This is a genomic window from Streptomyces sp. DSM 40750 (assembly GCF_024612035.1).
GTDB lineage: Bacteria > Actinomycetota > Actinomycetes > Streptomycetales > Streptomycetaceae > Streptomyces.
The window spans coordinates 3,316,978-3,330,038 of record NZ_CP102513.1 but is presented as its reverse complement, the minus strand read 5'-3'; the positions used below and the strand labels follow the sequence as shown (position 1 = coordinate 3,330,038).

Here is a 13,061-nt window from a genome sequence, read left to right as displayed (position 1 = left end):
TGTCAGGCGCCGCTAGGCAAGCACCCAGCCGCTGAACTCGACCGTCCCCCGCGCCCCGCTCCCTCCGTTCGTCGCGCTCATGAACATCCCCACGTCCTGGCCCCCACTCGCGGCCCCCGGCACGGTCACCGTGGCCACGGCAAGCCAGCTCCCGCCCTCATCGGTGGAGCACTCGCCCGTGTACGAGCCCGTCCCCGTCCGCGTCAGCCGCAGCGTCACCGGCGCCTTGATCCCCGTGATCCGCCGATACGTGTCGAGCGTCCCGTCCCCCGTGCCGTCGTACGACAGGACCACCCCGTTCGCCGGAGTGACCGCCAGGTTCAGGAATCCCGGCGACCCGGCCGTACCGAGGCTGTTGCGCACCACGATCCCCGCCCGCGCCCAGTTCCCCGTCGCCGCCTGGGAGTCGACCCGGAGGGTGACGGACGTGCCGTTGCGCAGCTCACCCGGCCGGTGGACCGTGCCGAACTCCGTCGTGCCCCGCCAGAGGTCCGCCCCCGCGCCATCGATGGCGAAACGGTCCTCCAGCTGTCCGAAGACGGCCCCGTTGTTGGTGTAGGTACTCCATCCCGAATCCAGCGGCGCCGCCTCGAAGAGCGTTCCGTCGAAGCGGCTGTTCACCCGCTCCTCGCCGCGCGGCCCGTACTGGACGTCGATCGTGTAGGGGAGGGGCCGCAGCGGGCGGTCGAGCGGTGTACCCGGGGCGTTCGCGCGCCAGCGGACCGTGCCCGAGCCGGCCGCCGGAACGCTCGCCAGCGAGGTCGCCCCCTCGGGCTCGGCCGTACCGTCGAACCCGGTGAGGGCGAAGTCCACACGACCGGTGGCCCGCAGGCCGTTGACGTTGCGGAACTCGGCCGAAACCCGCCCGCTCCCACCCGGCGGGAGGACCGGTGGCTCGGCGGTGACGGTCAGTGTTCCCTGGTACGGCGCCCGCGCCAGCACGTCACGCACCCGCACCGCCGACGCGTACGCGTCCCCCACCGGCCGCAGCGGATAGTCCTTCCGTTCCCGCGTCCACGGCTCCTCGAACGCGAACCAGTCCACGGCCGCCGGAGCGGTCCCCGTGGCGAGCGCGTCCTCCAGGGTGTCCAGCCACTTCTGCCAGCGCGGGACGTAGAAGTCGGCCATGAGGCCGTTCCACTCCCGGTTGCCGTACTCGTGCAGGTTGCCGGTGTCGGAGGTCGCGCGCCCGCCCCACACCGTGATCAGGACCTTCGCCGTGCGTTCGAACTCCGCCCGCTCGGCGCCGTTCGTCGCCAGCAGTCGCGCGTCGTTCACCCAGGGGCCCAGCAGGAAGGCCGCGGACGCGCCCGTGACCTCGTCGGACAGCCGCATCAGCCGCAGCCAGAGGGTGGAGAGGGCGCGGAACGTCTCCAAGTCCTTGCGCCGGTAGGCCGCTCGCAGCTGCGGCAGGTACTGGCGGCTGCGGTGCGCCAGCGCCTGCCTCGCCACGTCCACCACGTCGTACTTGTACGCCGCGTTGCCGCGCAGTCCGCCCGTCACGCCCAGCAGCCCGGCGAGGGCCGCGTCGAAGCGGCCCGGGTCGTACGTCAGTGCCCCCGGCGCGTACTCGGCGGCCCGGTTCGCGGCGAGGTCGGGGCGGGCACAGAAGAGGGAGTCGTGCGGGTCGCTGCGTTCGACGGCCTGCTGTTGGTAGGCGGTGTCGTGCAGCGCCCGCCAGGCCTTGCGGGCCGAGTCGTCGCGGCCGCCGTACCGGAAATCGGCGTACGAGGAGAACCACGCCGCCCGGTCGATCTTCCTCGGGGTCCAGGCCAGTTCGGAGAAGAGCTCGAAGGCCGCCGGGTCGCGGTCGGTGGCCTCCGGCATGAACGCCGTACCGACCAGCGCGCTGTCCGCCTTGTCCCGCCACGCGAAGAACTTGTCGTTCCAGAGGTGCGCGCGGGCCCCGATCGTCGTACGTCCGCCGAAGTTGGGGATCGTACCGAAGCAGTACGGGGTGCCGCCCCAGTCGCGTTCGCGGTCGGTGACACTGGCGTAGCGGTCGGAGACACCGTCGACGATCAGCATCTTCGACCTGTCGATGGCGTCCAGGAGTTCGGGGAGAGGGTTCTCCTGCCAGCCGAGAATCACCCAGGTGGCGCCGGGGTGGGCCTGCTGGAGGGCCTTCTCCACGCCCTGGGCCGCGTCCGGCACCGGTACGTCCCCCGCCGTGCCGCCCTCGTGGAGGAGGTCCATCTTGAAGTGGGACGCCTCGCCGAACACGTCCTCCGCGTGGCCGTAGAAGGAGGCGGCGACCCGGGCGAAGGAGTCGGTGCGTGGATCGAGCCAGTCGGGGCGTTCGAAGCCGTGCCAGACGCCCTGCGGGACGACGTGCGCGTCACCGCCGTTGCGCTCCACGAACTCCTTGGGGACATGGCCGTAGTAGCCGGGCAGGACGGGTGACATGCCCAGTTCGCGCACGCGGTCGGTGATCCGGCGGCCCAGTGCGGCCCGGCGGGCGATCAGTTCGGGGGAGAGGGGGCCGCCGTAGCCGGAGAGGTTCTGGAGCAGCCACCAGGGCTGGTGCGAGGGGGCGGGGAGCCAGGCGCGGGACTCCTCGTCGGAGTAGCCGAAGTCCTTCAGCAGCCGGTGGTACACGGCCTCCATACCCGCGATGACCAGGACCTCGTTGCAGCCGTGCGCTGCCAGGAGGTCGATCTGGTGTTCCCAGTACGACCAGTCCGCGTACGGGGCGGTGTAGCCGTCGTTGGTGTCGTTGAGGGCGAAGCGGTGGGGGAGAGCCGTGGATCTCTCCAGGGGACGGGCGGGGGCGGGGAGGCGGCTCGGGAGGTCCAGCTGGCTGCCGTTCCAGGCGAGGTGGGCACCGCAGACGTACTTGAGGTACCAGTGGACGCCCATGAGCAGGGTGGCCGGTGTCGTGGCCTGGACGTGGATGCGTCCGGTGGTGCCGGTGACACGGAATCGGTCGACGGTTCCGCTCCGGTCGAGGAGACTGAGCCGGAACTGCTCGGCGTGGCCGGGCAGCAGCCGATTGAGCGCGGAGCGCGCGGGAGCCGTATCGAAGGCGGGGCCCCCGCCGGGGCTCTCTGCGGCGTGGGCCGGTACCGACCACTCCAGGACGGTGCCGAGGCCGATGACACCGGCCGAGCCCAGCACCGTGCGTCGTGACGGACTGTTCATCTGTGTGCCCCCTGTGTCGACAGTGGCGGCACGCTAACGGGGCGACCGTCCGTGAACAACGGTGCGCACGGAGCTGGCGAGTTCACGTCGCCGGAATGGACCTGGAGGTACGTACGAATGAGTTTGACGAGGAAGAGGCTTGTGGGAAGCGCGGTCGGAGCGGTCGCGGCCCTGCTGGCGCTGACCGGCTGCGGCTCGGCCGACGACGCCGAGGCGGCGGTCCCCAAGACGGCGACCGGGACGCTGGAGCACATAGCGGGCGAGGTGGGCTGCAAGCCGGACATGCAGACGGACGCCGACACGATCCGGCAGGCTCTCTGCACGAACACCGACGGCGACTTCGACGGCAAGTTCGTCCTCGCGACCTTCGCCACCGATCGCGGCCAGGCGGAGTGGCTCGCCGGCGCCAAGGACTACGGCGGCTACTACCTCGTCGGCCGCAAGTGGGTCGCCGTCGGCGAGAAGAAGACGGTCAACGGGCTGCAGGGCACACTCGGCGGGGAGATGCAGGAGGGGTCCGCGCACATGAACCCCGGTGGCAGCCACAACAACGGCGGTACCCACACCAGTGGCAGCCACAGCGGCTGACCGCGTCGCGGGTCGCGGCTTCGGGGGCAGACGAAAGCCGGCGGTGGGAGATCCCACCGCCGGCTTCCTCGTTACCGCGTTACTGCTTCAGGACTACTGGCAGTCCTGGCCGCTGTTGATGCAGTCGACCACCTGGTTCATCGTGTTCTCGTCGAAGAAGTTGATGAAGTCGTTGTGGTCGGTGATCGGCTTGTGCAGGTTCTCCGGGAAGGAGTCGATCGCGAACGGGTTCACGAGCTGCCCGTTCTCGATCTGCGGGGCCGGTACGTCGTAGACCAGGCGGACCTGGAGCTGCGGGATGGCCTGGAAGCCGTTGGAGCAGCTGCCGTCCTGCTCGACGAAGTCGACGTGCGTGCGGTGGTTGGCACTGTCGATGTTCTGGCCGTCCCAGCAGCTCTGGAAGAAGGACGTCCGCACCACGGAGCTGCCCTCGGGGCAGATCGGGTACTTGTCCGTCAGCTGGCGGTCCTCGAAGCCGGTGCAGCTCCAGTTGGTGTTGGCGTTGCCGAGGCCGTTCACGAACGCCTTCGCGTCACCGGTGATGATGCGCAGGGCCGTCGGCATGGCGACGACATCGCCCTGCTTGTTGCCCACGAACTTCAGCTCCGCCTGGCTGGGCTCGACGATCTTGCCGACGTTGCCGTCCTGACCGCCACCGGGCTGACCGGCGTCGATGTCGTCCGAACCGTCCTGGATACGGATGACCGGCCAGAAGTACGACGACTTGTCACCCTGGTTCTGGCAGGTGGTGTCGGCGTTCGCCAGGTCCTGGTCGCTCGCGAAGGCGTTGTTGCTCTGGTTGCCGACGTAGTCGTGCTGGTGCTGGGCACCGTTGCTGACGCCGGGGGCGACGATCACGTTGTCCGAGTTGCGGAGCTCGTTCTCGTTGGTGCCGCAGCTCGTCGTGAAGGTACCCGTCGAACCACCGTCACCGTTCGCGGCGAGACCGTTTCCGTTCACACCCTGCGGGCCGCCGTTCGGCTGAACCTGCGTGATGTCCTGGAAGTCGGCCGCGACCGGACCGTTGCCGCCCTGACCCTGGCCCTGGTCCTGGCCTTGGTCCTGGCCGTTGTCCTGGCCCTGGTCCTGGCCGTCGCCGCCCTGGTTCTGGCCGTCGCCGTCCTGGTTCTGGTCCTGGCCTTCGCCGTCCTGGTTCTGGCCGTCGCCGCCCTGGTTCTGGCCCTCACCGGCGTTGGTCTGGTTCTCGTCGACGACGCCCTGGCAGGTGGCGAGCTGGTCCATGCCCTGCGGGGTCTGACCGCCCGCGTTCCGGATGTTGATGCCGATCCGGTCGAGGGTGGCGACTCGCTTGGACTTCAGCGGGCTGAGAATGGCGTTGTTGACGAACCCGGCATCCCCCGCCTGGGCCTGGCGCGTGTCCGCCAGGCGCTTGTAGGCCTCGGTGATCTGCTGGTCCAGGAGCGCCAGCTCCTTCGCGACACCGCCGCGCGCCTTCTCGGGCACGCTCGTCAGCTGCTGGCCGACGTCGGGGCAGTCGATGGTGGCCACCTGCGCGGAGGCCAGTGTGCTGTTCTGCGTGGACTCCGACTCACCGGCCGAGGCGTAGAAGTTCGCCCAGACCAGTCCGCCACCCGCGACCGCGAGCGCCGCGGATGCGGCAATGGCCCGAACGGCCAGCGGCGAACGTCGTTTCCTTGTGTTGCGTCCCATGGAACTCCTCTGACTTCCTTGCGGGGCATCGAGGCGCCCGACAGGAGTGAAGCGGCTCCATCACATACGCGGGCAGTCCCAGGAGTGTTCAGGCGACTCATGAATTGATGAGAGATTCGTGGGACAAACTGGTTTCAACACCCCATGAAACACCGGGAGTTGTTGATCCCCTACGGCCTGTGTGCGGTGAGGGTCCCCGGCGGAGTCCGTGACGGGAGCGTTTCGGTGGCCCTGGCACAAGATACGCGAGAACCGCCGCCGCACACCGATTTGTCGTCTAGAGACCCAGTACCTTCGCCTCCACCGCCGCGTCCAGTCCCACCGCCGGCCGGTCGGGTCGCTGGGGGGCGACCCCGCCGAGCGCCGTCAGCCACTCCCACGTGTCCCGTACGGTCTCCTCCACGCCCCGGCAGCGGAGTCCGTCCCGTACGGCCCGCGACACATCCGCCCGGTGCAACGCGTCATGGAGGTCGCTTCCTTCAGGCACCCACACCGGCAACTGCGTCCACGGCTCGATGCCGGCGCCGAGAATCAACTCCGATGCGGTCCATCGGAGTTCGGCCGTCCCGCCGGTCACCCGCACGCATGCGTCGAGCAGTTCGCCCATGGTGGTCACGCCCGGCGGCCCGACGAGGTTGTAGGCGCCGCTCAACTCCCGTTCCGCCGCGCCGAGAACCCAGGAGGCGAGATCGCGGACGTCGATGTACTGGAGGGGGAGGTCCCGAGGGCCGGGCGCGAGGACGGGTCCGCCCCGGGCGATGCGCGTGAGCCACCAGGGCAGACGGCCGATGTTCTCGTACGGCCCGAGAATCAGCCCGGAGCGCACGAGAAGCGAGCGGTCGGTGCCGAACGCCTCGATGGCGGCCAGCTCCCCGCCCCGCTTGTCGAGGGCGTAGTCCGTCTGCCCCGCGTCGGCCGACGCGCCCTCCACCAGCGGCGACCCCTCGTCGTACCCGGCGGCCGGCGGCCAGGCGTACACCGAGCAACTCGACACATACACATACCGCTCGGCCACACCGGCCAGCAGCCGCGCGGTGTCCCGAACGGCTCGCGGCGCCGCCGACCAGGTGTCGACGACGACATCCCACCCGCCCCCGCCGGAGGCGGAGACGGTGGTGGAGGCGTCGACGAGCGCCGCGAGCCCGTCCGGTGCGGTGCGGTCGCCCAGCAACGACCGCACCCCGGCCGGGGGTTCGTGCCGTCCCCGGTGGAAGACGGTCACCTCCCAGCCGCGGGCCAGCGCCGACTCCACGACGGCGCGGCCCACGAACTCCGTACCACCCAGCATCAGAAGTCTCATGCCGACGACTCTGCCCGCCGGGCGGCCGGTACGGAACGGGAATCTGCTCTCAGGAGATCCGCGTGTCTCAGGAGATCCGCGTGTCTCAGGAGATCCGCGTGTCTCGGGGGATCCGCTGGGAGCGGATCGGCCAAGCCCCGAACGGATCGACCGTCAACGACCCAGCGGCGGCGCGTACTTGTACCCGACTCGCCGCACCGTCTGGATCGCCTGGCGGAACTCCGCGCCGAGCTTGCGGCGCAGCCGGGCGATGTGGACGTCGACGGTCCGTCCGTCGCCCACGTGCCCGTAGCCCCACACGGTGGTGACCAACTGGTCGCGGGTGTGCACCCGGTGCGGATGCGCGACGAGATGGGCGAGCAGCTCGAACTCCAGGTAGGTGAGGTCGAGCGGTCGCCCGTCGACCTCGGCGGTGCGCTGCACGGCGTCGACGCGGACCAACTCGTCCCCGGCCGCGGCGGAACCGGAGCCGGCCCCGGGGAGGTCGCCCGGCTTCTCGCCCGCGACCGCGAACGGCAGCACCGGCGGCTGCTGGTCGGCCGGCACCAGGACCAGGTAGCCGACCATCGGCGGCCGGCCCGGCAGCGTGGGCAGGGTGTGCTGGGGAGCGGGCAGCCAAGTCGCGCCCGGCGGCAGGAAGTCCGTCACGTCGACGACCTCGTCCCGGCCCACGGCACGCAGTCGGTGCCGGGGTGAAGCGCCGGGCGAGGGGGCGACGGCCGGGGCGGAGCCCGACGCGGCGGTGAGAGGGGCGGCGGTCGAGAGAGAACGGGTGTTCGCCATGAGAGGTCAGCTCTTTCGCGCGAGAGGTTCGTCCGGGAGACCTCGGCGACCGATTTCGTGAGCGGATCCGCCGAGGGACGTACGTCGTTTCGCGCCGGCCGAAGACCGGGGTGTACGGCTTTAGAGGGCCGGCGCGTTCATCGCGCGGCAACACACCCGGTCGAAGTCGTGGTGCTGACGGGAAGGCCAGAACGGCTCGAGGTCATGGCGACCCGTCGCGCGTCGGTTCTGGAGGCTGGCCATGGCCCCATTGAAGCAGACACAAGCCTGTGACAGGAGCCTTCTCTCACTGCTTGGACGATTCTTCGACGTGTACGCGGGCGGGTCGCGACCTCATCCGACCAGACGTTTCCGCCAATTCAACGGGGTGACGGTGATGGCCCTGGTGGGATCGCCGTCCCACTCCGTGGACAGACCTTCCGCCGCGAGAGCCGCGACGACCTGCTGCCCCACGGCCACCGTGGTGTCGGCGGACTCGTCGAACCCGCCGTACAGCAGCATCAGTCCGTGCCCGGCGGCGGCGCCCTCGGTGCACTGCGAGTGGAAGAACACGAACCCACGGGCGGCCGACGAGCCTTCGGCGCCTATCTCGGTCGTACCGCAGTTGCGGCAGCAGGTGAAGTTCTCCCGGGCGGTGATGCCGTGGGCCGTCTGGAGCGACTCGAAGGCGCGGGTGATCCGCTCGGGGTCGGTGACTCCCTCCCAGGTCTCCTGTTCGGCGAGCCGCTCCACCCACAGCCGGTCGACGAGCTGCCGGGCCTGCGCGGGCGATACGGGCCTGTCGTCGCCATCGACCAGATACTCCTCGGCGGCCTCGCTCAACCGCGCGCGGTCGTCGTATCCGCAGCGCAGCAGCTCGCGTACCCGCTCCTCGACCTGTTCCCGTACTTCGTCCGGGAGTTCCGGCACCTCCTCGGGGGCGTCGTGCTCGACCGGGGTCCAGTCGATCCCGGTCTCCCAGCCCGCCGTCCGCCGCGCCCAGCCGGTCATGGCCGCGGCGACCCGCTCCGGGTCGGTGAGAACAGCCCCGAAGAACCGGTCGCGGCCCTCCCGGTACTCCAGTTGGTACTCGCCGCTGCCCCGTTCGTGCCAGACCTGGACGAAGACGTCCGGGACGTCCGGTATCCGCTGCACGACCAGGAACCGGTCGCCCTCGTCCCCGATCCGGCAGACCAGCTCACGCAGCCGCTCCGCCGAAATCCGGGCGTGCTTCTCCCAGTTCTCCGTCTCGACCTTGACGGCCAGCTCGTCCGTACCGACGGGCTCGTTCGTGCGGGCCGGGTCGCCCCCGTGGATCTTCATGCCCCCACCATGGCATGCCCCACTGACAACGCCGGAGGGCGCCCACCGGAATCGGTGGACGCCCTCTCGGAAGCTCAGGCTCTGCGAGCCCGGGTGGATCAGACCTGGCCGGCCTTGTCCAGAGCGGTGCAGCAGGTGTCGACGATCAGCCGCGTCACGACGTACGGGTCGACGTTGGCGTTCGGACGGCGGTCCTCGATGTAGCCCTTGCCGTCCTTCTCGACCTGCCACGGGATACGGACCGAGGCGCCACGGTTGGAGACACCGTAGGAGTACTCGTTCCACGGGGCGGTCTCGTGCAGACCGGTCAGGCGGTCGTCGATGCCGGCGCCGTAGTTCTTGACGTGGTCGAGCGGCTTCGAGCCCTCGCCCAGCGACTCGCACGCGGTGATGATCGCGTCGTAGCCCTCGCGCATCGCCTTCGTGGAGAAGTTGGTGTGCGCACCGGCGCCGTTCCAGTCACCCTTGGCCGGCTTGGGGTCGAGGGTGGCCGCGACGTCGAAGTCCTCGGCGGTGCGGTAGAGCAGCCAGCGGGCCACCCACAGGTGGTCGGAGACGTCCAGCGGGGAGACCGGGCCGACCTGGAACTCCCACTGGCCGGGCATGACCTCGGCGTTGATGCCGGAGATGGCGAGGCCGGCCGCGAGGCAGTTCTCCAGGTGGGCCTCGACGATGTCACGGCCGAAGATCTCGTCGGCGCCGACACCGCAGTAGTAGCCGCCCTGGGGGGCCGGGAAGCCGCCCTTGGGGAAACCGAGCGGGGTGCCGTCCTGGAAGAACGTGTACTCCTGCTCGATGCCGAAGATCGGCTCCTGCGCGGCGAACTTCTCGGCGACCTCGCGCAGCGCGGCACGGGTGTTGGACTCGTGCGGCGTCATGTCGATGTTGAGGACCTCGCAGAGCACGAGGACGTCGTCGCCGCCACGGATCGGGTCCGGGCAGGAGAAGACCGGCTGGAGCACGCGGTCCGAGGAGTGCCCCTCGGCCTGGTTCGTGGAGGACCCGTCGAAGCCCCAGATCGGAAGCTCGGCACCCTTGGCGTCGTCCGAGAGGATCTTCGTCTTGGAACGGAGCTTGGCCGTCGGCTCGGTGCCGTCGATCCAGATGTACTCAGCCTTGAAGGTCACGGGCCTCATCCTTCGGGGTGGGTCACTAGGCGCATGTGCGGGTGCTGCGGCGCTGCGGCACTGAAACGCCGCGCTGATGCCCGGCAGCCTGTCAACGTGCGATTTCCCGGTCATTGCTCGAATGTGAACCCCGTGTTACCTGGTGCCGCTGTGGCGCGACTCACGTGGTGAGAGCGGTACGCAGAGATCCGCACACCCCTCTGGAACGCCCGCCGGACCCACGGCGGCCCGCCCGTGAAGCGCCTCGTATGCGATGGGGTTGACCGGGAGCGCCGCGTTCGACCGGTCGGGCATGACGTCGGCCCTGCCGCTCTCCACTGAGAGCGGCAGGGCCGTACGACTGCCTGACGGCCGTCCTGGACGGCGGGCGGCCTTCGCTCACCTCACCCGATCGAGCGGGATCGCGCCGCCGTCCAGGCCGGGGTCAGCCCACCTTCTCGATCAGCGCGCGGCGGATCAGGAACTTGCCGGGTTCCCGGACCTCCTCGAAGGCGGTGTTGTTCAGCAGGACACAGCTGCCGGAGACCGAGGTGACCTCGACGGTCGTGGACTTGTCGTTGTCCAGGTTGGTCACCCTCAGCTTCGTACCGGCCGGGAACTGGTTGCTGGACGCGGCCGGGGCGCCGCCCTCCCCGGAGAGGGTGACGGTGGAGCCGTCGCAGACCTGCTCGCCGGCCCCGGCGTTCCCCGTGTCACCGGCGCCTCCCGCGTTCCCCGCGGCCTCGTCGTCCTGGGGATCCTGAGCCGAGCCCCCGGTCTCCGTGGCCGGCGCGGAAGGCTGTGCGGGCTGCGCGGCCTGAGAGCCCTGAGCCGACTCCCCGACGACGCAACCCGACGCCTCCTGCTGGACCTTGATCTGGGCGACGACCGCCTCGCGGTTGGCGATCCGGGCCTCCGACTGGGCGTCGGGGTTCGCCTTCTGGTCCGCGATGAACCGCTCGTTGTTGCCGAGCGCGGTGGCCAGCCCCTGACAGACACTGGACTCCGCCGCGGTCTGTGCCGCGTTCGACGTGGCCGCCATGGCGAAGGCCCCGCCTCCCGCCACCGCCGCAGCGGTCACGAACAGGGCGACCTTCTTCTTCGTGCCGAGCGTTCTCCTACGCGACATGCGCGCCTCCGAGAGCTAGGGAGTGTACGCCGGTACGTACGAGATCCCGAACGAGGTTACTCAACGGTCACAGGAAACTCTCAAGTAACCCGCGCCACACAGAAGTTCCCGTACCGCCGCGCTATCGGGCCAGGGCGTCCCGTACCGCCTCGTCCGTGCGGGCCACCACCGCCGTGCCGTCGTCCGCGGTGATGATCGGCCGCTGGATGAGCTTCGGGTGCTGGGCGAGCGCCTTGATCCACCGGTCGCGCGCATCGGCGTCCCGGGCCCACTCCTTGAGGCCGAGTTCCTTGGCGACGGCCTCCTGGGTGCGCGTGATGTCCCACGGTTCGAGTCCGAGCCGGTCCAGTACGGCGCGGATCTCGTCCTCGCTCGGGACGTCCTCCAGGTAGCGGCGGACGGTGTAGTCGGCGCCCTCGGCGTCGAGCAGGCTGATCGCGCTGCGGCACTTGGAACAGGCCGGATTGATCCAGATCTCCATGCCGCCCACCGTAGCCAAGAGCGCGCGAAAACCCGTGTTGCACCTCTGTCACAGGACCCCTCAAAGCCCTTCTGGCCAGGGGCGATTGTCAGTGGGGGGTAGTAAAATAAAAGAAGTGTTCGAGGGTGTCGACGGGGGATTCCGGCGGCGCCCAGACCGCGACAGGAGGATGTCCGTGCCCGCTGCCGCACTGAAGTCGAAGCCGCTGCCCACCCAGTCCACCGCCCAGCGTCCCGTCCTGCTCGACCTGCCCTACGCGCCGGTGGTGAAGCACACGCTGCCGCCGGGCCGTCCGCGTGATTGGTACATCACCCACAACCGGCGTCTGAAGGCCATGCGCCTCGCGATCGCCCTGCTCGACTCCGGTGTCCACACGCCGAACCAGGCGCGCAACGAGACGATCCGGAGCACGGCGGAGGTCATCGGTGTGCACCCGCCGTCGGACACCACGTGCCACATGGTGCGGGCGCTGATGCGCTACAGCCGCTGAAGCCGCCCGGCCGCTCTTCCGGTGCCGTCCACTCCTCGGGGTGGGCGGCACCGGTGCGTCGGGGCGCTCGCGTGGCCCGGTGGGGCGGGGCATGGGCGATCTCCGGCCGCCAGGGTTGGCCGGAGATCGCTCTAGCCGTGCCCGCTGGGGGTCCATACGATGCGGTCGCCCCTCGGTCTTCACAGCTCTTTCACAGAGTGAGGGGACCTCGTGCATGCCTATTGGCATGTACATGACCCTGATTGGAGAACCCCCCATGGTTCGTGGTCTCCTGCTGGGCGGCGCGGTTGCCGCCCTCTGCGCCAGCGCGCTTCCCGCGCACGCCGATTCCCCCTTCGAGGACCCGCCCCCGGACAAGATCGTCATCAAGGTCGCCACGGTGAACGGCTCCGGCTGTCCGCAGGGCACCGCCGCGGTCGCCGTCTCGCCGGACAACACCGCGTTCACGGTGACCTACAGCGACTACCTCGCCCAGGTCGGCGGCGGCGCCCCATCCACCGCGTTCCGCAAGAACTGCCAGCTCAACCTGATCGTCCACGTGCCGGGCGGCTTCACCTACGCCATCGCCAGCGTCGACTACCGCGGCTTCGCCTCGCTCCAGCGCGGCGCGAGCGGCACCGAGAAGGCCTCGTACTACTTCCAGGGCTCCCCGGACACGGCCTCCAGAACGCACGCGTTCAACGGCCCCTACGAGGACAACTGGCAGGCCACGGACGAGACCGAGTGGGCCCAACTGGTCTGGGCGCCCTGCGGAGTCGAGCGCAACTTCAACATCAACACCGAGCTGCGCGTGAACAAGGGGACGTCGGCGGCGAACAGCACGAGTTTCATGACCATGGACTCGACGGACGGTGACATCAGCACGATCTATCACTTGGCGTGGAAGGAGTGTCCCTCCGAGTGAGCCGAAGGTGCCGGGTGCCCTCTTGGGTTTTTTGGCACCCGGCACTGATGCGGGCCTCGCCGGGGGCCTCGCCAGGGGTCTCGCCGGGGGCTGCGCCTCCAGACCCCCGTTCGCCGGGTTCGTTGTCCGCGGGTGGGCGGGGCTGGTCGCGCAGTTCCCCGCGCCC

The 13,061-nt window shown here is 69.8% G+C and carries 11 protein-coding genes; 3 read left to right on the top strand and 8 right to left on the bottom strand.

The annotated features are described in order from the left end of the window. Window positions 1–12: 12 nt before the first annotated feature. The gene (locus tag JIX55_RS14855; RefSeq protein ID WP_257563788.1) at window positions 13–3,141 is read right to left on the bottom strand and encodes an alpha-N-acetylglucosaminidase; all 3,129 of its coding nucleotides are present in this window, start codon (window positions 3,139–3,141) and stop codon (window positions 13–15) included. A gap of 117 nt (window positions 3,142–3,258) precedes the next feature. On the opposite strand from JIX55_RS14855, the gene JIX55_RS14850 reads away from it, so the two are divergent. Then, on the top strand, window positions 3,259–3,729 hold the full coding sequence (locus JIX55_RS14850) for a hypothetical protein (protein ID WP_257563787.1): 471 nt from the start codon (window positions 3,259–3,261) through the stop codon (window positions 3,727–3,729). Window positions 3,730–3,822: 93 nt separating this feature from the next. Here the strand turns inward: JIX55_RS14850 and JIX55_RS14845 are convergent, their stop codons facing one another. The 7 genes from JIX55_RS14845 to JIX55_RS14815 form a co-directional block, all read right to left on the bottom strand. Continuing rightward, on the bottom strand, window positions 3,823–5,400 hold the full coding sequence (locus JIX55_RS14845) for a DUF1996 domain-containing protein (RefSeq protein WP_257563786.1): 1,578 nt from the start codon (window positions 5,398–5,400) through the stop codon (window positions 3,823–3,825). 277 nt (window positions 5,401–5,677) lie between these two features. Beyond that, the gene (locus tag JIX55_RS14840) at window positions 5,678–6,700 is read right to left on the bottom strand and encodes an SDR family oxidoreductase (RefSeq protein ID WP_257563785.1); all 1,023 of its coding nucleotides are present in this window, start codon (window positions 6,698–6,700) and stop codon (window positions 5,678–5,680) included. Window positions 6,701–6,853: 153 nt separating this feature from the next. After that, on the bottom strand, window positions 6,854–7,483 hold the full coding sequence (locus tag JIX55_RS14835; protein WP_257563784.1) for a winged helix-turn-helix domain-containing protein: 630 nt from the start codon (window positions 7,481–7,483) through the stop codon (window positions 6,854–6,856). A 333-nt stretch (window positions 7,484–7,816) separates the two neighbouring features. Further along, a complete protein-coding gene (locus JIX55_RS14830) occupies window positions 7,817–8,785 on the bottom strand; it encodes a DUF6891 domain-containing protein (protein WP_257563783.1) in 969 nt (322 codons plus the stop codon). 98 nt (window positions 8,786–8,883) lie between these two features. Then, window positions 8,884–9,912, bottom strand: coding sequence for a glutamine synthetase (gene glnII, locus JIX55_RS14825; protein WP_257563782.1), 1,029 nt, complete (start codon window positions 9,910–9,912; stop codon window positions 8,884–8,886). Window positions 9,913–10,336: 424 nt separating this feature from the next. After that, complete coding sequence (locus JIX55_RS14820) at window positions 10,337–11,020, bottom strand: septal ring lytic transglycosylase RlpA family protein (RefSeq protein WP_257563781.1); 684 nt, start codon at window positions 11,018–11,020, stop codon at window positions 10,337–10,339. A gap of 121 nt (window positions 11,021–11,141) precedes the next feature. Continuing rightward, window positions 11,142–11,501, bottom strand: coding sequence for an arsenate reductase family protein (locus tag JIX55_RS14815; protein WP_257563780.1), 360 nt, complete (start codon window positions 11,499–11,501; stop codon window positions 11,142–11,144). Between the two features lie 175 nt (window positions 11,502–11,676). Between JIX55_RS14815 and JIX55_RS14810 the strand changes: the two genes are divergently transcribed. Further along, window positions 11,677–11,991, top strand: coding sequence for a hypothetical protein (locus JIX55_RS14810; RefSeq protein WP_257563779.1), 315 nt, complete (start codon window positions 11,677–11,679; stop codon window positions 11,989–11,991). A gap of 256 nt (window positions 11,992–12,247) precedes the next feature. Next, entirely contained in the window at window positions 12,248–12,895 is a 648-nt protein-coding gene (locus tag JIX55_RS14805) for a DUF4360 domain-containing protein (protein WP_257563778.1), read from the top strand. The last annotated feature ends 166 nt before the right edge of the window (window positions 12,896–13,061 follow it).

Excerpts from the sequence above, each read along its gene's own strand:
- JIX55_RS14855 (WP_257563788.1), bottom strand. The coding sequence starts at position 3,141 with ATGAACAGTCCGTCACGACGCACGGTGCTGGGCTCGGCCGGTGTCATC.
- JIX55_RS14850 (WP_257563787.1), top strand. The coding sequence starts at position 3,259 with ATGAGTTTGACGAGGAAGAGGCTTGTGGGAAGCGCGGTCGGAGCGGTC.
- JIX55_RS14845 (WP_257563786.1), bottom strand. The coding sequence starts at position 5,400 with ATGGGACGCAACACAAGGAAACGACGTTCGCCGCTGGCCGTTCGGGCC.
- JIX55_RS14840 (WP_257563785.1), bottom strand. The coding sequence starts at position 6,700 with ATGAGACTTCTGATGCTGGGTGGTACGGAGTTCGTGGGCCGCGCCGTC.
- JIX55_RS14835 (WP_257563784.1), bottom strand. The coding sequence starts at position 7,483 with ATGGCGAACACCCGTTCTCTCTCGACCGCCGCCCCTCTCACCGCCGCG.
- JIX55_RS14830 (WP_257563783.1), bottom strand. The coding sequence starts at position 8,785 with ATGAAGATCCACGGGGGCGACCCGGCCCGCACGAACGAGCCCGTCGGT.
- JIX55_RS14820 (WP_257563781.1), bottom strand. The coding sequence starts at position 11,020 with ATGTCGCGTAGGAGAACGCTCGGCACGAAGAAGAAGGTCGCCCTGTTC.
- JIX55_RS14815 (WP_257563780.1), bottom strand. The coding sequence starts at position 11,501 with ATGGAGATCTGGATCAATCCGGCCTGTTCCAAGTGCCGCAGCGCGATC.
- JIX55_RS14805 (WP_257563778.1), top strand. The coding sequence starts at position 12,248 with ATGGTTCGTGGTCTCCTGCTGGGCGGCGCGGTTGCCGCCCTCTGCGCC.